Here is an 18,736-nt window from a genome sequence, read left to right as displayed (position 1 = left end):
ATGGCCACCTATGCGTTTTTATTGATCGCCAGTTTTTTACTGGTTCTTATGCTGTTAGCAAAACCACTCGGCAACTTTATTGCTTATCTGATTGATGGTGATATGCCGCGTGCTATTGCCAAAAGTGAATCGGTATTCTGGCGATTAAGCGGAATCAAACAAGTGGGGCGCGATCTCCCTGAGATGAATTACTGGCAATATGCCATCGCCATTTTGCTATTTAACCTACTGGGTTTTGGATTACTATTCGTTATTTTAATGTGCCAAGGCTCATTACCTCTCAATCCTCAGCATTATCCTGGAATGAGCTGGGACTTAGCTTTCAATACAGCAATTAGTTTTGTGGCCAATACTAACTGGCAATCTTATAGCGGGGAAAATACCCTAAGCTATCTGAGCCAAATGGTCGGGTTAACCGTACAAAACTTCCTTTCGGCAGCCACAGGGATCGCCGTCGTGTTTGCACTTATTCGTGCATTTTCACGCCACGGCAGCAAAACTATTGGTAATGCTTGGGTTGATTTAGCGCGTATCACGCTGTATCTCCTGCTGCCATTATCCATTATTTTTGCTTTATTCTTTGTCAGCCAAGGGGTTATTCAAAACTTCTCCCCTTATGTTTTGAGTAACAACCTTGATAGTGCGCCACAACTGTTACCAATGGGGCCTGTTGCGTCCCAAGAAGCCATCAAATTATTGGGAACTAACGGTGGCGGATTCTTTGGGGCTAACTCATCTCACCCATTTGAAAACCCAACGGCATTAAGCAACTTTGTTCAAATGCTGGCTATCTTCCTTATTCCAACGGCACTTTGCTTTGCTTTTGGTCGTACCGTTTGTGATAACAAGCAAGGTCACGCCCTGTTATGGGCAATGGCGATTATTTTCGTGATTGCCGCCGTCGTTGTGATCCATGAAGAATATGTCGGCAACCCATTCTTAGGCGAGTTGCACGCAAGCAGCACCGCTAACCTTGAAGGAAAAGAGAACCGCTTTGGTACATTAGGATCTGCGCTGTATGCCGTTGTCACTACCGCGGCATCTTGTGGTGCAGTCAACTCAATGCACGATTCTTACACTGCATTAGGTGGCATGGTCCCTATGTGGCTAATGCAAATAGGTGAAGTGGTCTTTGGGGGCGTCGGTTCAGGTTTATACGGTATGTTGCTGTTTGTTTTACTTGCCGTATTCTTAGCGGGATTGATGATTGGTCGTACCCCTGAATACCTCGGTAAAAAAATCGAAGTACGTGAAATGAAAATGGTGGCACTGGCCATCCTTGTCACGCCAACTTTAGTGCTACTCGGTACCACTATTTCACTGATGACCGAAGCAGGACGCGCCGGCATTCTTAACCCGGGTGCTCACGGATTTAGCGAAGTGCTATATGCCTTCTCATCCGCCGCTAATAACAACGGCAGCGCCTTTGCAGGATTAAGCGCGAACACGCCGTATTACAACGTGATGCTGGCATTAGCTATGTTCCTTGGGCGTTTCGGTGTGATTTTCCCAGTATTAGCGATTGCAGGCTCTATGGCAGTAAAAAAACCACAAGCCGCCAGCCTTGCAACATTGCCGACACACGGTCCACTGTTTATCGGTTTATTAATCATGACTGTTCTTCTCATTGGTGCACTGACTTTTGTCCCTGCGCTTGCGTTAGGGCCAATCGCAGAACATCTGCAAATTTGGTTAGCGGCATAATGAGGGTGAAAAAATGAAAAATCAAAAAACACAATTATTTGATAGCAAACTGGTTCGCCAATCGACAATTGATGCCATTAAAAAACTGACACCACAAGCACAATGGCGTAACCCAGTTATGTTCGTGGTTTACATCGGCAGTATTATTACCACTTTATTATGGATAGCGATGGTCGCTGGCTACAGTGAAGGCAACGCTTGGTTTAGTGGCATGGTCACTTTATGGCTATGGTTTACTGTGCTATTTGCCAACTTTGCAGAAGCTTTAGCGGAAGGTCGTAGTAAAGCGCAAGCTCAGAGTTTAAAAGGCGTAAAACAGCAAAGCCGAGCAACCAAGCTGGCGACTGCCTCTCTCGATGCACCGCAAGAAATGGTCAGTTCAGACCAACTGCGTAAAGGCGATATCGTCCTGATCCGCGCAGGGGAAACCATCCCTTGTGATGGGGAAGTGATTGAAGGTGGCGCCTCCGTAGATGAAAGTGCCATTACAGGTGAATCCGCGCCTGTGATCCGCGAATCCGGTGGAGACTTTTCATCGGTCACGGGGGGAACTCGCGTACTCTCTGACTGGCTGATTGTCGAATGTACGGTTAACCCGGGTGAAACATTCTTAGACCGTATGATCTCCATGGTGGAAGGCGCACAACGTCGCAAAACACCCAATGAAATCGCGCTCACTATCTTATTAACCGCCCTGACCATTATCTTTGTTTTAGTCTGTGCAACGTTATATCCATTCACCTTGTTTGCTACTGAATACGCGGGTGCAGGTGGGGCAGTCTCTATCATTGTGTTGATTGCGTTACTTATCTGTCTGATCCCAACCACCATTGGCGGGCTACTATCTTCCATTGGGGTTGCCGGAATGAGCCGTATGCTGGGTGCCAACGTGATTGCCACCAGCGGGCGCGCCGTGGAAGCAGCGGGAGACGTTGATGTCCTGTTACTGGACAAAACGGGTACCATTACCCTCGGAAACCGTCAAGCCTCTGAGTTTTTACCGTTAAGTGGTGTCTCCGAGCAACAATTAGCGGACGCCGCTCAACTCTCCTCTCTGGCGGATGAAACCCCTGAAGGGCGCAGTATTGTGGTGCTGGCAAAACAGAAATTCAATTTACGCGAACGCGATATCCACGCCATGAACGCCACCTTTGTGCCCTTCTCCGCCATGACTCGCATGAGCGGTGTCAACGTCGGCGAACGCATGATCCGTAAAGGTTCTGCCGACGCTATTCGCCGTTATGTTGAAGCTAACCACGGCAAATTTCCTATCGAAGCCGACAAACTTGTTGAACAAGTGGCGCAGACAGGGGGAACACCGTTAGTGGTGGTTGATAGCCAAACGGTGCTCGGCGTCGTGGCGCTCAAAGACATCGTCAAAGGCGGCATGAAAGAGCGTTTTGCACAAATGCGTGCGATGGGGATCAAAACCGTGATGATCACGGGAGATAATCACCTGACCGCAGCAGCAATCGCCGCAGAAGCAGGCGTGGATGATTTCTTAGCTGAAGCCACCCCTGAAGCAAAACTTGCGTTAATCCGACAATATCAATCGGAAGGCCGCTTAGTGGCCATGACCGGAGACGGTACCAACGATGCCCCTGCATTAGCGCAAGCGGATGTGGCAGTTGCCATGAACTCGGGTACGCAAGCGGCGAAAGAAGCCGGTAACATGGTGGATTTAGATTCCAACCCAACCAAGCTGATTGAAGTCGTGCATATCGGTAAACAGATGCTGATGACTCGCGGTTCATTGACCACATTCAGTATTGCCAACGATATCGCCAAATACTTCGCGATTATTCCAGCCTGTTTTGCGGTCACATGGCCACAACTCAATGCCTTGAATATTATGCATTTGCACTCACCAGCTTCGGCATTGCTGTCGGCGGTTATTTTTAATGCCTTGATTATAGTGTTCTTAATTCCACTGGCATTAAAAGGGGTGAATTATCGCCCAATGAGTTCTCAATCACTTTTACAGCGTAACTTGAGCCTGTATGGGTTAGGTGGCTTGATTGTCCCATTTGTGGGGATCAAACTTATCGATATGTTCATCAGCTTGTTTGGTATTTAAGGAGCCTATTATGAGCATGTTTCGTTCTTCATTAATGATTTTAGTTCTGTTAACGCTGGTGACTGGGATTGCTTATCCGCTACTCGTGACGGGGCTTGCGAATGTTATTTTTCCCACTCAATCGATGGGCTCGCTGATCTTGCAAGATAATCGCGTTATCGGGTCATCACTGATTGGGCAGTCTTACCAAAATGACAATTATTTTTACGGTCGCCCGTCTGTGACAGCTGAAATGCCTTATAACGCACTGGCCTCTGGTGGCAGCAACTTAGCCATCAGCAACCCACTGTTAACCAAGGAATTGACTGAGCGCTCAGTCGCATTGAAACAGCATGAACCCGATGGTGGTGATATTCTGCCTGTGGATTTACTGACTGCCTCTTCCAGCGGGCTAGATCCACATATTTCCGTTGCCGCTGCGTTATATCAAGCGCCACGTATTGCCAAAAACAGACAGTTATCGATAGACAAGGTAAAATCGTTGATCACTGATAATACGCAATCTCCTCTGTTTCGATTTTTAGGAGAGCCGGTCGTCAACGTATTAGAGTTAAACCTTGCCCTTGATACCTATCAACGGGAAGCTAACAGTCAAAATCACTGAGGTCAGTTATGAATAATCAGGAGCCTATCCGCCCAAACCCAGATGACCTGTTGGTAAAGGCAAACGAAAGTGGACGTGGCAAACTTAAGATTTTCTTCGGTGCTTGCGCCGGTGTCGGGAAAACTTATGCCATGTTGCAAGAAGCGCAACGCCTTCGAGCACAAGGGTTAGACGTGCTGATTGGCGTGGTCGAAACTCATGAACGAGAAGAAACCGCCGCACTGCTGGATGGGCTCCCGCAACTTCCTCCGTTAAAAATCAGCCATCGAGGGCGTCGCCTGCACGCCTTCGATATTGATGCAGCATTGGCAAGGCATCCTGCCATTATCTTAATGGATGAACTTGCCTTCAGTAATCCAAACGGCAGCCGCCACCCTAAACGCTGGCAAGATGTCGAAGAATTACTGGATGCGGGCATTGACGTTCTCACCACCGTTAACGTTCAACATATTGAAAGCTTAAATGACATTGTCGGCAGCATCACCGGTATCCGCGTGCGCGAAACGGTGCCTGACCATATTTTTGATGCCGCCAATGAAGTGGTTTTAGTGGATTTACCCCCAGATGATCTGCGCCAACGTTTAAAAGAAGGCAAAGTGTATATTCCGGGACAAGCTGAACGTGCTATTGAGCATTTTTTCCGTAAAGGAAACTTAATTGCTTTACGGGAATTAGCCCTACGCCGCACAGCTGATCGCGTTGATGACCAAATGCGTGAGTTTCGTGATGGTAAAGGTGAAGCCCCCGTTTGGCATACCCGCGACGGATTACTTTTATGCATCGGGCATAATACAGGCAATGAAAAACTGGTTCGCGCCGCCGCTCGCCTTGCCGCTAAGTTCGGCAGTGTTTGGCATGCGGTGTATGTAGAAACCCCAACCTTACACCAACTTCCTGAAACTCAGCGCCGAGCTATTTTAAAAGCCTTAAGGCTAGCGCAAGATTTAGGCGCAGAAACCACCACCCTTTCTGATCCTAATGAAGAAAAAGCCATTTTGCGTTACGCACGAGAGCATAACCTCGGTAAAATTTTGATCGGCCGACGGGATAAACATCGCAAATGGTATAAATTCAATTTACACCAAGGTTTTGCGGATAGGCTAGGTAAACTCGGGCCTGATTTAGATTTGATCATTGTCGCCCTTGAAGAAAAAAGCGATTGGGATAAAGAGCCAGAAAGAAAGCCGTTTACCGAAAAATGGCGCTCTGATGTCAATGGCTATTTAATGGCGATCGCCATGTGTGCAGCTATCACCCTATTTTCTCGAACCTTCTTATTGGCGCTGGATAAAGCCAACTTAGTCACCCTCTATTTATTGGGTGTGGTATTAGTCGCGTTATTTTACGGTCGCCGCCCTTCCGTTTTCGCCGCATTAGTCAACGTGATTAGTTTTGACTTATTCTTTGTTCAGCCTCATTTCTCTTTGGCTATCATGGATATGCAGTATCTGGTGACTTTTACCGTAATGCTGATTGTGGGGGTGGTTGTCGGGAACTTGACCGCAGGTATGCGCTATCAGGCAAGAATTGCCCGTTATCGAGAACAACGCACGCGCCATTTATATGAAATGACCAAAGAACTAGGTCAAGCCCTCAGCACGGAAGATATCGGTAAAACTGGCTACCACTTTTTAAACAACGCCTTTCAGGCAAAAACCTGTTTGCTACTCCCCGATGAAAACAACCAACTGACGCCATTACAGTGCGAAGGTTATAGCCAGTTGCAAATCGACAAAGCGATCGCAAAATGGAGCTTCGATAAGCGCCAGCCTGCAGGTGCAGGGACGGACACACTTCCCAGCGTGCCGTACCAATTACAGCCCATCACAACGGCGGATGAAACCCTTGCCGTGCTCGCCATTGAGCCGCGTAATATTCGCCAATTATTGATCCCCGAACAGCAGCGTATGTTGCAAACCTTTACCGGATTAATCGCCAGTAGCCTTTCCCGCCTGCAACTGACCAAACAAGCAGAGAGAGCCAAGCTGGATGTTGAACGGGAGCAATTACGAAATTCATTGCTGGCAGCCTTATCCCATGATCTCAAAACGCCACTGACTGTTTTATTTGGTCAAAGTGAAATTTTGATGTTGGAGTTATCAGCCGAAAATTCACCACTCACCGCACAAGTCAGCCAGATGCGCCAACAGGTGTTAAGCACTTCGCGATTAGTGAATAATTTATTGGATATGGCTCGCTTACAATCTGGGAGGATCCACCCAAATTTGGAATGGGAATCTCTGCAAGAAATTACGAGCAGCGCAGTTCGCATCTTGGACTACACTTTAGATAGTCACCCACTTGATATTGATATTCCAGCCGATTTACTCTTGTATTGTGACGGCAATTTGATTGAGCGCGTCATCATTAACTTGCTCGAAAATGCCATAAAATACAGTGATAGCGACACCCCAATTGGTATTCGTGCGTCTATCGAATCACAAAAAGCCCATATCGAAGTGTGGGATGCCAGCAATGCCATTCCCGACGGGCAAGAAAAAACCATTTTCGATAAATTTTCCCGCGCACAAAAAGAATCAGCAATTCCGGGAGTTGGCTTAGGTTTAGCTATCTGTCGTGCTATTATCCATCTCCATGAAGGGGAAATTTGGGCTGAAAATAATGAAAAAGGTGGCGCCAGCTTCCATTTTATTTTGCCATTAAAGCCGTTACCCGAGATTGAAAACGAAAGCGAAAACGAAATTTAGGAGCACTTAGCAGACTGTGAGTTCCCATCAAATCCTGATCATTGAAGATGAAAAAGAGATCCGCCGCTTTGTTCGATTAGCGTTGGAGGGTGAAGGCTGGAAAATTTTTGAAGCTGAAAATTACCAACGAGGACTCATAGAAGCTGGTACTCGTCAGCCTGATTTGGTGATTTTAGATCTTGGATTACCCGACGGTGATGGATTGGATTTGATCCGTGATTTACGCCAATGGAGCAGTATTCCGTTGATCGTACTTTCTGCTCGTGAAGAAGAGTCCCAAAAAGTGGCCGCTCTTGATGCGGGTGCCGATGATTATTTAACGAAACCTTTTGGTATCAGTGAATTACTCGCCCGTGTCCGAGTCGCTTTGCGTCGCTTTGGTAAAGCCGGTCAAGAAAGCCCGACTTTTCAATTTGGCGATGTCACGGTGGATTTCATCAACCGTATCGTGACTAAAGGCAGCGAAGAGCTGCATCTCACCCCCATTGAGTTTCGGTTACTTAGCGAACTCGTCGCCAATAGCGGAAAAGTGCTCACTCAGCGCCATTTGTTGCTACAAGTCTGGGGGCCAAGTTACGTCGAACATAATCATTATCTACGTATTTATATGGGGCATTTACGCCAGAAGTTGGAAAATGACCCTGCTCGCCCCGAACATCTTTTAACTGAAACCGGTATTGGCTACCGTTTTATGCCTTAATTTATGCCTTAAAACCTAAGTTTGTCTTAAAACATGATTCTCAGACTATTACTGATAGTTTATTCATCTCGGCTGCCTATAATCTCTCCAATCTTAACTTATCGGAGCGTTTCCTGTGCAATCGTTACTGACTCAAGCTTCTCGCCGTTTTGCTTCAATCTTAGTGATTTTTTTAACTATTTTCGTCACCACCAAAGCCCTTGCGCTAAGCCCAGAAGAGAAAACGCGGACTGAAGCGTTGTTAACGGAATTGGGCAAACAGCAGAATTTAACGTTCACGCGTAATGGTTCCGGTCATTCCGCACCAGAAGCTGAATCCCATTTGCGTTTAAAGCTAGGTAAAACCGAAAAGCGCTTACAGACAACAGAGCAGTTTATTGACAATGTGGCATCCAAATCCTCTATCACCGGAGAAGAGTATCAAGTCACCGATGCCCAAGGTAAAGTCACCAGCGCCAATCAGTATCTGCATGATTTACTGAAAAATAACGTTGATAAAGCAGCCAAATAACCCATTTTATCCCCCCCGATTAATGAAGCGCCCCAATAGCTAGTGGGCACTTCATTATGTTGAGCTCTTTTCGTTACACTCCTTACTCCTCGAAAAATGAAAATACCTTTTTCACGATCGAGAAGCCCCATTTCCCTGACCCAATATATCCGCCAATCAAAATCACAAGCCGAATCTTATAACCCTATTCAGACCGAAGCATTAGATGCGCTGATGAAATGCGTTGATAGTTGCCTCATTGAGCAAAGAGCAATCTGGTTGAAATCCTGACTTTCTAAAACATAAAAAACTGATTAATTATCATATGGTATTCTTAATGATTATTATTATCATTAATTATTTAAATGATTATTATTATCATATAAAATCACACACATGATATTCCATAAAGCACAAATGCATAAATTTATGCATCAATATGATTTTACTAATAAATATTAGAACCATACGTTAAAAATAGGGATGAACAGGTATTGCTATGTTAAATAAGCTATCAGCGCTATCACTGTTAATAGTTTCGCCATTCGCGGCTTCAGCAACTGACGTTCTGGTTGTGACTACACCAAGCTCAAGTGATTCATACACCGCAACAACGACATCTTCTGCAACAAAGAATGAGACTGAGATAATGAAAATACCACAGACAGTAAATGTGGTGACCAAAACCCAAATAGAAAACAGAGCAGCAGAAACCGTTGTGGATGCACTGAGGTATACACCCGGTGTGGTTACCGAATACCGTGGTGATTCGAATCGCAATGATGAGGTATTCAGTCGCGGTTTTGATTATGCGAACAAAATTCTAGATGGCATTCCTTTTGGCGGAAATGCGTCCTCGTCAATGGGCACAACTGAGCCTTGGTTTCTAGACAGAATTGAGATGATTAAAGGACCGGCATCTGTGCAATATGGACAAATAAGCCCTGGCGGGGTTATTGCCATGACAAGTAAAAAACCCACTGCACAGAGCATCAATAAAATTCAGTTACGAGTCGGTAATCGAAATAAAACAGAAGGATTTTTTGATCTCGGTGGCCAGCTAACGGATGATGGAAATATCCTCTACCGTTTAAATGGCTTGGCGAAAAAGAAAGATACTCAGGTACGAGACTATGAGGAAGAAAAATATGCTATTGCACCTGCAATAACATTCCTAAATGAAGACACTACTTTCACTCTTTTGGCTTACCTACAGAACTCACCGAAAAATGGTTATCGAAATTTTCTTCCTAAAGTTGGCACTCTAGAATCAACCCCAGAAGGAAAAATTCCACAAGACTTCAATATAAGCAATCCTGACTATAATATTTCCAAACAAAAACAACATAGTATTGGATATGAATTTGAACATAATTTTAGTGATCAAATTTCATTGGTACAAAAGGCACGCTACGCAGAAATTGATGAAAAATATAATTATTTAGTATTTAACACCTTAGCAAGTGAAGCTAAAAACTATCCTTATGTACTAAAACGAATGGCTCAGCACGAAAAAACAAAACTCAATACATTTGGTGTTGATACTCATTTAAATTTCGACATTGATAATGGGGGGCTTTATCAAACACTATTAGTCGGCGTCGATTACAAATGGACTAAAGAGGATAAACAGTTTTGGCGCGACAGAAGCGGCAATTATGATATTGATTGGCGTAACCCCCAATACCAGAAAATTGATGAATCCAAGCAGACGCTATTCACCGACCAGTTACAAAAAAGCGATCAAATCGGTATTTATATTCAAGACCAAATCGAATGGAATAGCTGGAACTTATTAGCTAGCACCCGATATGATTGGATTGAAGTAAAAACGATAGACAGAACGAACAGTGACAATTCGAAACAAAATGATGGCAAACTAACAGGCTTAGTTGGGGTGTTATACTCATTTGATAATGGTATTTCCCCTTATATTAGCTACAGCACCTCTTTTGAACCAAATCTCGCAACTAACAGAAAGCCAGAAAGTAAGCCGTTTGATCCTAAAACAGCAAAGCAAACGGAAATCGGTATTAAGTACCTCACCCCTGACCAAAAAACGCTGGCGACCTTATCTCTCTATCATATCGAGCAAAAAAATATTCCTAAATACGACTCTGAATTAGGCTATATGACCCTAATCGGCAAGGGTGAAAGTAAAGGTGTGGAAGCCCAGATAAACAGTAAACTCACCGACAAATTTGCCGTTACAGGGGCATATTCGTATACCAAAACCAAAGTACTTGAAACGGCAAACAGTGCTGAAAAAGGAAAAGAATTTCCTCGAATCCCTAAAAATATGGCCTCTGTTTGGGGACAATATGAAGAAAATTCAGGAATGCTGAATGGACTGAAAGCCGGAGCGGGAGTGCGCTATATCGGATCCAGCAAAGCAGGGGCAGATAATAGCTTTTCTGTGCCTGGGGTAACACTTTACGATGCGATGGTTGGCTATGAACTTGACAATATTTCCCCATCGTTGAAAGGCGCAACGATACAGTTAAACGTGAATAACTTAATGGATAAACATTATGTTTCATCCTGTGGTATGAGTGATGCCTGCTTTTATGGTATAGGTCGAACTGGTACTGTCACGTTTGATTACGCTTGGTAAAACAAAGAGTAAGAACAAAGGCTACGACAAATTGAGATGTAGCCTTTGTTATCTCATTAATAATAACGATTAACTTGAAAGTGAGGGCTCATGAAGTCTGTTTTACTTTACGTAATGGTCGCTTTGAGTGCAGTACCCGCAATAGCTGCGCCTTGCAACGAACTACCTCTCCAGGGGGGTCAGGAAGGTGTATTCGATTCTGATGGTAGGATTTGCTTTGTTCTGCCTGCACTTAATGAAAATTATGTGGTTGCCACACTAAAAGGGGCGACGGGGGCACAATTGATCGATCAGCAAAACCGTCATTTACGCACTTTATTGGAAGCAGGACCCGCTGATGGAGAAAAGTCGCTACTTTTTTCATCCCCGACGGGGCAAGTTTCATCATTAGTATTATATGGAAATAACGGCAGTAAATGGCAGTTCGACTGGAAAATGACAAAAACTCAGCCTCTCAATCGCGTGCGAAAACTTGATCCAGTCAGTCCTACTTTACAACAACTCGCAAAGGAACTGGCAGCAGGAGGAACAACAGATGCATTTTGGGAAAAACAGCAACTCATCGGTACGCCTTTAGTTGAACCCATAGATACATCTCATAAACGAGTCACTTTTTTGTGGCGCGCAGCCCGCGGTAACGTGTTTATTTTAGGGTCTCCGGCAGGCGATCATGATCCTATGTTTAAACTGGGTGACTCCGATGTTTGGTTTCGCAGCTACGTGGTCCCTGCAGATACGCGTATGCAATATCAATTAGCGCCTGACGTTCCTAAAGTAGATGGCAATGCGCGTGAACAACGCCGTGCTATTTTGGTCACTGCACAAGCAGATCCTTTAAATCCCACGACGATGAGTATAGAAAATGATGATAAGTGGAACACATCATCTTTACTTGATTTAAAACCCTCACGGTATTTTACCCGCGATACAATGACGCAGCCTATACGTCATGGTTCTTTGACTCGGCATACATTAAAAAGTAATCTCCTTGGAAATAGTCGGGAAATCATTCTTTATCGCCCAAAAGCGATAACGCCAGTTAGTTGGACATTATTTTTGTTTGATGGTCAAATTTGGCAGGATAAATATCACACCGCCAATGTAATTGATGGTTTGATTGCTAATCATCAATTACCCCCTATTAATATTGTCTTTATAGATAGTCTGGATAGTAAACGTCGCTCCAAGGAACTCCCTCCAAATGAAGCTTTTGCTGATTTTATGGCACTGGAACTGCTACCTTGGGTGAGCAAAAATGGTATTGAAATAAATAATAAAAAGACGATTGTGGCTGGCGCAAGTTATGGCGGATTGGCATCATCCTGGGTCGCATTGCGATATCCAAACCAATTTAGTCATGTGCTGAGCCTATCAGGCTCGTACTGGTGGGCGCCTGAAGGTGAAAAGCCAGGATGGTTAACTCGTCAATATCAGCAATCGCCACATTATCCGATCAGTTTCTGGATACAAGCAGGATTATTTGAAAACCAAGGTGCTGATGGCGGCATTTGGCTTAATAGCCAAGAGCTTGAACATGTTCTACGAGATAAAAACTACAAAACCAGCTTCCATTCATGGTCAAGTGGCCATGACTATGCTGCATGGATAGAAGCATTGGTCTATGGGTTGAAAGATTTCACGAGCCAACGCTGAATCTTCTGTGAGTGTTCAGCTGCACCCACAACTGTATTTTGATGTAAAAAGACCCCCAGTAATTGGAGGTCTTTTTTTAGGCCATTTTCAGCAATCTATCCCTACAATCCTCTAAATAATTCGTGTTGTAGCGAGGCGGCAAATGAGCTAAGCGAATGCAGCCAACGCCGCTACAGCGCGAAGTATGACGAGGATTTAGTTAGACTCAATCTTAGCCCAAGTATCACGCAACCCAACCGTACGGTTAAACACCAGCTTATCCGCACTGCTCAGTTTGTTATCTGCGCAGAAGTAACCTTCACGCTCAAACTGGTATGCTTTTTCTGCTGGCGCATCGCGCAGGCTTGGTTCAACGAAACCTTGGCGGATAACCAGAGATTCTGGGTTCAACACGGATAAGAAATCATCTTCAGCTGCTGGGTTTGGTACAGTAAACAGGCGGTCATACAGACGAATTTCCGCTGGCAGTGCATGTGCTGCACTTACCCAGTGAATAACGCCTTTAACTTTACGACCGTCAGCAGGATCTTTGTTCAATGTGCCTGCATCGTAAGTACAGAAGATAGTGGTAATATTGCCTTCTGCATCTTTTTCTACGCGCTCTGCTTTGATGATGTAAGCATTACGCAGACGCACTTCTTTACCTAATACCAAACGCTTATATTGGCGGTTAGCTTCTTCGCGGAAATCTGCACGGTCAATATACAGCTCATTGCTAAATGGCACTTCACGCGTTCCCATTTCTGGGTTGTTCGGGTGATTTGGTGCCTTCAGAATTTCTTCGCCTGCTGGCATGTTTTCAATCACTAAGCGAACTGGATCGATAACCGCCATTGCACGTGGTGCTGAGTCATTCAGGTCATCACGGATGCAAGATTCTAATGCCGCCATTTCGACGTTGTTATCTTGTTTTGTGACACCGATACGACGGCAGAATTCACGAATTGATGCAGCAGTATAACCACGACGACGTAAACCAGAGATGGTCAGCATGCGTGGGTCATCCCAACCAGCAACGTGTTTTTCAGTCACTAATTGGTTCAGTTTACGTTTTGACATCACCGTGTATTCAAGGTTCAGACGAGAGAACTCGTACTGACGCGGGTGGCAATCAATCGTGATATTGTCCAGCACCCAATCATACAGACGGCGGTTGTCTTGGAATTCTAATGTACACAGTGAGTGTGTAATGCCTTCCAGCGCATCAGAAATACAGTGAGTGAAGTCGTACATCGGGTAGATGCACCACTTGTTACCGGATTGGTGATGTTCCGCAAATTTAATGCGGTATAACACGGGGTCACGCATAACCATAAATGGCGATGCCATGTCGATTTTCGCACGCAGACACGCTTTACCTTCTTCGAAGCCACCCTCGCGCATTTTTTCAAATAACGCTAAGTTGTCTTCAATCAGGCGCTCACGGTAAGGGCTGTTTTTACCTGGCTCTTTTAATGTGCCACGGTATTCACGAATTTCATCCGCGCTTAATTCATCAACGTAGGCAAGGCCTTTCTTGATAAGCTCAATCGCGTATTGATATAAAATATCAAAATAATCCGATGAGTAGCGAATGTTGCCGCTCCACTGGAAACCTAACCATTGGACGTCATTTTGAATGGAGTTTACATACTCAACATCTTCTTTGACCGGGTTAGTATCATCAAAGCGTAAGTTACACTGGCCTTGATAATCCTTCGCGATACCAAAGTTCAAGCAAATTGATTTCGCATGGCCAATGTGTAAGTAGCCATTCGGTTCAGGTGGAAAACGGGTATGTACTGATGTGTGTTTCCCAGTCGCCAGATCTTCATCTATGATCTGACGGATAAAGTTAGTTGGGCGAGCATCTGCCTCATTCATTGTCATCGTTCCTCAGTGCCAAAAGCGCGCTAAATTCGTATAGTAACCGAATATATTCTACCATAATACGTCCAGAAACAACCGTTTGATTAAGGTTAGTCGGTAAAAGCAATGGCAAAGAGGGATTTTTATCAAAAAATAGGCTATTTATACGAATAGCATGACCCCAAGAACCACCATCAATAAAATGGGATAGCTTTGGGCGTGGCGTTTATCACTCAAGTAGGGCATCAAAAACGAAGCAAAACGAATACCTAGCCACGAGGTAGCAATCAAAATTAAAGCGCCTTTAATATAAATCATCCCTAAGAAGCCGGAGCCTAATTCAAGGTGCTTTTCCATCGCAAAATAGAAGTAAATCAAGGAGCCCGTGATTGCCATCGGTAACGTCAGCGGGTTAGCAAATGCCGCCGCTTGCAACATGCCCGCTCCACGACGACGCATTAGAGGCACCGTCATCACACTCCCCCCCACACCTAAAAATGCCGCGACAGTACCAATTACTGTACCGATGACGGTATCCTCAATGCATTTGCCTCTTCTTAACGTATTACCTTCTGACTGGGGTTGCATAAATCCTGGGCGAATAAAGCAGTCGAGAATAGTGATAATGAGATAACCGATAAATATCCAGCGGATCCAGTCACTGTCTACCGATAACGCGATGAGAGCGCCTAAAATCCCGCCAATCGAAATAGGCAGCATAAAAGGCTTAATAATTTGCCAGTTAAAATTCCCTTTCAGGTAGTGTGCCCGGCTCGATAAACTTGATGAGAAAATCATCACAAATGTGGACGTGGCGACGGCGATTTGCATCGCAACGTCGCTGGCATCATGGCGGGGTCCCCAAACAAGGGTAATTAAGGCGTATAACAGGGGTACCGTAATAAAACCGCCCCCGAAACCGAACAGCGCTGTTGTGATCCCCGAAATAAAACCAAATAAACAAAGTAGTAAATCCACAGGATGATCCTCAAAGATGATTGAGTTTTTATCTTATCCTTGAGAACCGTCCTGTGCTTACGCAGATTTGACAACTCACTTTGAGATTTCGCCAAATTAATTAACAAACATAACCTTTGATTTACAAACTTAAGTATATTCAATCAATTAGTTTTTTTCGCCATACATCAAATTCATCAGCAAATTTCCCAACAGATTCCCCTTTCGGTGCCTTGGGCATCTGCTTAATGGCTTGAGCGACACTGATAATCAAACCCATAAATTCATCCGCAATTAGCTCTTCACTCTCATTCGGTATTTCTGTGATGTTTCGAGCCGTTTTGGGTTTCCATTGTTCCCTTAACGCATCAAAGAGATTAAACAGCTGCTGCTTGGTGCTATACAGTAGACAGCCATCTTTAAAGACATCCTGAAAGCCTAGTTCATCAATATAATAGTCAAGAAGGTCTTCGTTAGCCGGATTGTTAATATAGACCCCCTCGCCCCCAACCTTGATGAGAAAAAATAAAATACTCAGCAATGAGTAAACCATCATTTTTCCATCTAATGCTTTATTGTTTTTCTCAAAATTTTGCAGTATTTCGATTGTCGCTCGGCGGCTGTGAGGATCATAGCTACAAACACAGCCTCCCGCGGCTTTATCGGGTATTCGAACTAAAATTCGGTTACGGCTAATGAGTTTAAAACAGAAACTAAAACTCTCTTTGGTCATGACAATTTCTTGATACTCTAGCCAATCCAAAGGCTCTTCAGTTGCTAACGAGCTGATATTGCAATACTTTAAATTCTCTTTGTTCATTCTGCGAATGCGAATCGCATTCCCTGAACATTGAAAAAAATGGTTCATTTTTTGAAACACATATTCACTAGCTTCACTCACTAGCGTTATTTTTGACATCATCTTATTTATTCCTTTAAAAAACAGCGTCCTTTAACCAACCAATTTCCTTAAATAATTTTTCCCCTCGCCAACAAGGGAAATCAATCGCAAGGAAAATAAGCCATAAGAGAAATAAAATAGTAATAAGTACCAAAAAGTTAAATTCGGTTATACCGAATACATGATTGATTAATATAGGAATTAATACCTTGGAAGTTAATGCTTGGGGAATTAATGCTTTGGATATTAACTACGGATAATTTAGATAAAAAAATGCCAGCTGATTAAGCTGGCATTTCCTAGGTACTGCTCAGTATTTTTTATCTATACGTAGATTATTTTAATACGTGATAAATAACGGTTTCACCGGCAGTAACCTGACCTTTCGCTAAAATATCAACACCAGCGAAGTCATCAATATTACTGATGATAACAGGGCTGATCATTGATTTTGCATTCGCTTCAAGGAATGGCAGGTCAAGTTTCAGAATTGGTGTACCCGCTTCAACTTCCGCACCCTCTTCAACTAAACGCTCACAGCCTTCACCATTTAATGCAACGGTATCAATCCCCATATGCACAATCAGTTCAACGCCATTCGCGGTTTCGAGGCAGAATGCATGGTTAGTTGGGAAAATTTTCACAATTGTCCCTGCGGCCGGCGCCACCACTTCACTGCTGGTTGGTTTGATAGCAATACCATCACCGACGATGCGGCTAGAGAACGCTTCATCAGGAACCTGATCCAGCGAGTAAACTTCACCACTAACGGGTGCGATTAACGACAGAACCGCGTTACCTTTTGCTTTTTCTGGTTCCGCTTTCTGGCTTTTTTCTGGAGCAGCAACAGGCGCAGATGCCGCAATAGGGCCTTTTGCCATCACTTCCGTCATCGCTTTAGCAATTAATTCCGCGCGAGTTCCTACAATCACTTGCACGTTTTGCTTGTTCAGGCGGATCACGCCAGATGCACCAATACGTTTAGCAAGTGGGTCGTTGACTACCCCTGAATCTTTTACGCCTAAACGTAAACGTGTGATACACGCGTCGATGTTAACGATGTTGTCGCTACCACCTACCGCTGCAATATACTGACGAGCTTCTTTTTGAATTTCGCTTTCATCGCTGTGTGCATCGCTAACGTTTTCGTCATAACCGTCAACAGTTTCATCACCCGCGCTGACTTCACGGCCTGGAGTTAACAGGTTGAATTTGCGGATCATGAATCGGAAAATCACGTAGTAGATGCAGAAGAAGACTAAGCCTTGAACAATCAGCATGTACCAGTGAGTTGCGAGTGGGTTACGTGTCTGTAAGAACATATCCACCAGCCCCGCACTGAAGCCGAAGCCTGAAATCCATTCCATTGTTGCCGCGATATAGACAGAAATACCGGTCAGTAATGCGTGGATCACATACAGTACTGGTGCAACGAACATAAATGAGAATTCAAGCGGTTCAGTGATACCCGTAAAGAATGCAGCAAACGCACCTGCAATCATGATACCAGCCACTTTGGCTTTATTTTCTGGACGTGCACAGTGATAGATAGCCAGAGCCGCACCTGGCAGACCAAACATCATGATAGGGAAGAAGCCCGCTTGGTAGCGACCCGTAATCCCAACTGTTGCCAGACCTGCTTCGATGGACTTCGCGCCACCTAAGAAGTTAGGAATATCGTTAATTCCCGCCACATCGAACCAGAATACGGAGTTCAGTGCGTGGTGTAAGCCAACAGGAATTAATAAACGGTTAAAGAAGGCGTAGATACCTGCACCCACCGATCCCATATCTTTGATGCTTTCACCGAACGCCACTAATCCGTTATACACCACCGGCCAAACATACATCAGAATGAATGCCAGGATGATCATCAGGAATGAGGTTAAAATCGGGACGAGGCGACGACCACTGAAGAATGACAACGCTTTTGGCAGCTCAACGCCACTGTAACGGTTGTAAAGTTCAGCAGAGAGAACCCCAACAAGGATACCCACGAACTGGTTATTGATTTTATTGAACGCAGCAGGAACGGATTCCACTGGCACGCTCATAATCATTGAGTAGGACGCAGGTGAACACAGTGTTGTCACGACTAAGAAGCCGACAAAACCGGTTAATGCAGCAGCACCATCTTTATCTTTAGACATTCCGTACGCAACACCAATCGCAAACAACACGGACATGTTGTCGATGATGGCAGCACCGGATTTGATCAGTAACGCAGCGATTGCGCTATTGGCGCCCCAACCATCTGGGTCAATCCAATAACCAATCCCCATTAGGATTGCGGCGGCTGGTAATACGGCGACAGGCACCATAAGCGCCCTACCAATCCGCTGTAAGTAGCTAAGAATATTCACAAACTCCCCCTTTGTATCGCTCTATTTTTGTCCCATTTCAGGATCTTATTTTCACGCATCGGAAATATATCCGAAGTCGCTTAATTATAGCAATTCATAGAATAGATGAATTTTTTC

The 18,736-nt window shown here is 44.6% G+C and carries 12 protein-coding genes; 8 read left to right on the top strand and 4 right to left on the bottom strand.

Annotation, left to right across the window (positions count from 1 at the left end; all coding sequences use genetic code 11):
* The 8 genes from kdpA (at nt 1) to H0913_RS05605 (ending at nt 12,550) form a co-directional block, all read left to right on the top strand.
* Complete coding sequence (gene kdpA, locus H0913_RS05640) at nt 1-1,704, top strand: potassium-transporting ATPase subunit KdpA (protein ID WP_181478125.1); 1,704 nt, start codon at nt 1-3, stop codon at nt 1,702-1,704.
* Nucleotides 1,705-1,717: 13 nt separating this feature from the next.
* On the top strand, nt 1,718-3,781 hold the full coding sequence (kdpB, locus tag H0913_RS05635) for a potassium-transporting ATPase subunit KdpB (protein WP_154638163.1): 2,064 nt from the start codon (nt 1,718-1,720) through the stop codon (nt 3,779-3,781).
* A gap of 10 nt (nt 3,782-3,791) precedes the next feature.
* Entirely contained in the window at nt 3,792-4,385 is a 594-nt protein-coding gene (gene kdpC, locus H0913_RS05630; RefSeq protein ID WP_181478124.1) for a potassium-transporting ATPase subunit KdpC, read from the top strand.
* An 8-nt stretch (nt 4,386-4,393) separates the two neighbouring features.
* Nucleotides 4,394-7,093, top strand: coding sequence for a two-component system sensor histidine kinase KdpD (kdpD, locus tag H0913_RS05625; RefSeq protein ID WP_181478123.1), 2,700 nt, complete (start codon nt 4,394-4,396; stop codon nt 7,091-7,093).
* A 16-nt stretch (nt 7,094-7,109) separates the two neighbouring features.
* Complete coding sequence (kdpE, locus tag H0913_RS05620; RefSeq protein WP_006660467.1) at nt 7,110-7,793, top strand: two-component system response regulator KdpE; 684 nt, start codon at nt 7,110-7,112, stop codon at nt 7,791-7,793.
* Between the two features lie 115 nt (nt 7,794-7,908).
* Nucleotides 7,909-8,304 (top strand): DUF5329 family protein, encoded by a 396-nt coding sequence (locus H0913_RS05615; protein WP_181478122.1) that lies wholly within the window; start codon nt 7,909-7,911, stop codon nt 8,302-8,304.
* Between the two features lie 478 nt (nt 8,305-8,782).
* Nucleotides 8,783-10,897 carry a TonB-dependent siderophore receptor gene (locus H0913_RS05610; RefSeq protein WP_181478121.1) on the top strand — a complete coding sequence of 705 codons (2,115 nt, stop codon included), beginning with the start codon at nt 8,783-8,785 and terminating at the stop codon, nt 10,895-10,897.
* 90 nt (nt 10,898-10,987) lie between these two features.
* A complete protein-coding gene (locus H0913_RS05605) occupies nt 10,988-12,550 on the top strand; it encodes an esterase family protein (protein ID WP_181478120.1) in 1,563 nt (520 codons plus the stop codon).
* A gap of 195 nt (nt 12,551-12,745) precedes the next feature.
* Here the strand turns inward: H0913_RS05605 and glnS are convergent, their stop codons facing one another.
* From glnS to nagE, 4 genes are all read right to left on the bottom strand, one after another.
* Nucleotides 12,746-14,413, bottom strand: a complete 1,668-nt coding sequence (glnS, locus tag H0913_RS05600; RefSeq protein ID WP_108479374.1) for a glutamine--tRNA ligase — start codon at nt 14,411-14,413, stop codon at nt 12,746-12,748.
* A gap of 147 nt (nt 14,414-14,560) precedes the next feature.
* Nucleotides 14,561-15,376 carry a sulfite exporter TauE/SafE family protein gene (locus H0913_RS05595; RefSeq protein WP_181478119.1) on the bottom strand — a complete coding sequence of 272 codons (816 nt, stop codon included), beginning with the start codon at nt 15,374-15,376 and terminating at the stop codon, nt 14,561-14,563.
* Between the two features lie 139 nt (nt 15,377-15,515).
* Nucleotides 15,516-16,277, bottom strand: coding sequence for a hypothetical protein (locus H0913_RS05590; RefSeq protein WP_154604631.1), 762 nt, complete (start codon nt 16,275-16,277; stop codon nt 15,516-15,518).
* Nucleotides 16,278-16,591: 314 nt separating this feature from the next.
* Nucleotides 16,592-18,619: an N-acetylglucosamine-specific PTS transporter subunit IIBC gene (gene nagE / locus H0913_RS05585; RefSeq protein WP_181478118.1), complete on the bottom strand. Its 2,028-nt coding sequence runs from the start codon at nt 18,617-18,619 to the stop codon at nt 16,592-16,594.
* Between the last annotated feature and the right edge of the window lie 117 nt (nt 18,620-18,736).

This window comes from Providencia rettgeri (assembly GCF_013702265.1).
Lineage (GTDB): Bacteria > Pseudomonadota > Gammaproteobacteria > Enterobacterales > Enterobacteriaceae > Providencia > Providencia zhijiangensis.
Note: the sequence above shows the minus strand (reverse complement) of the source record. Positions and strands in the feature narration are given on the sequence as shown.

Coding starts and splice junctions, on each gene's coding strand:
- kdpA (WP_181478125.1), top strand. CDS start 1: ATGGCCACCTATGCGTTTTTATTGATCGCCAGTTTTTTACTGGTTCTT.
- kdpB (WP_154638163.1), top strand. CDS start 1,718: ATGAAAAATCAAAAAACACAATTATTTGATAGCAAACTGGTTCGCCAA.
- kdpC (WP_181478124.1), top strand. CDS start 3,792: ATGAGCATGTTTCGTTCTTCATTAATGATTTTAGTTCTGTTAACGCTG.
- kdpD (WP_181478123.1), top strand. CDS start 4,394: ATGAATAATCAGGAGCCTATCCGCCCAAACCCAGATGACCTGTTGGTA.
- H0913_RS05610 (WP_181478121.1), top strand. CDS start 8,783: ATGTTAAATAAGCTATCAGCGCTATCACTGTTAATAGTTTCGCCATTC.
- H0913_RS05605 (WP_181478120.1), top strand. CDS start 10,988: ATGAAGTCTGTTTTACTTTACGTAATGGTCGCTTTGAGTGCAGTACCC.
- glnS (WP_108479374.1), bottom strand. CDS start 14,413: ATGAATGAGGCAGATGCTCGCCCAACTAACTTTATCCGTCAGATCATA.
- H0913_RS05590 (WP_154604631.1), bottom strand. CDS start 16,277: ATGATGTCAAAAATAACGCTAGTGAGTGAAGCTAGTGAATATGTGTTT.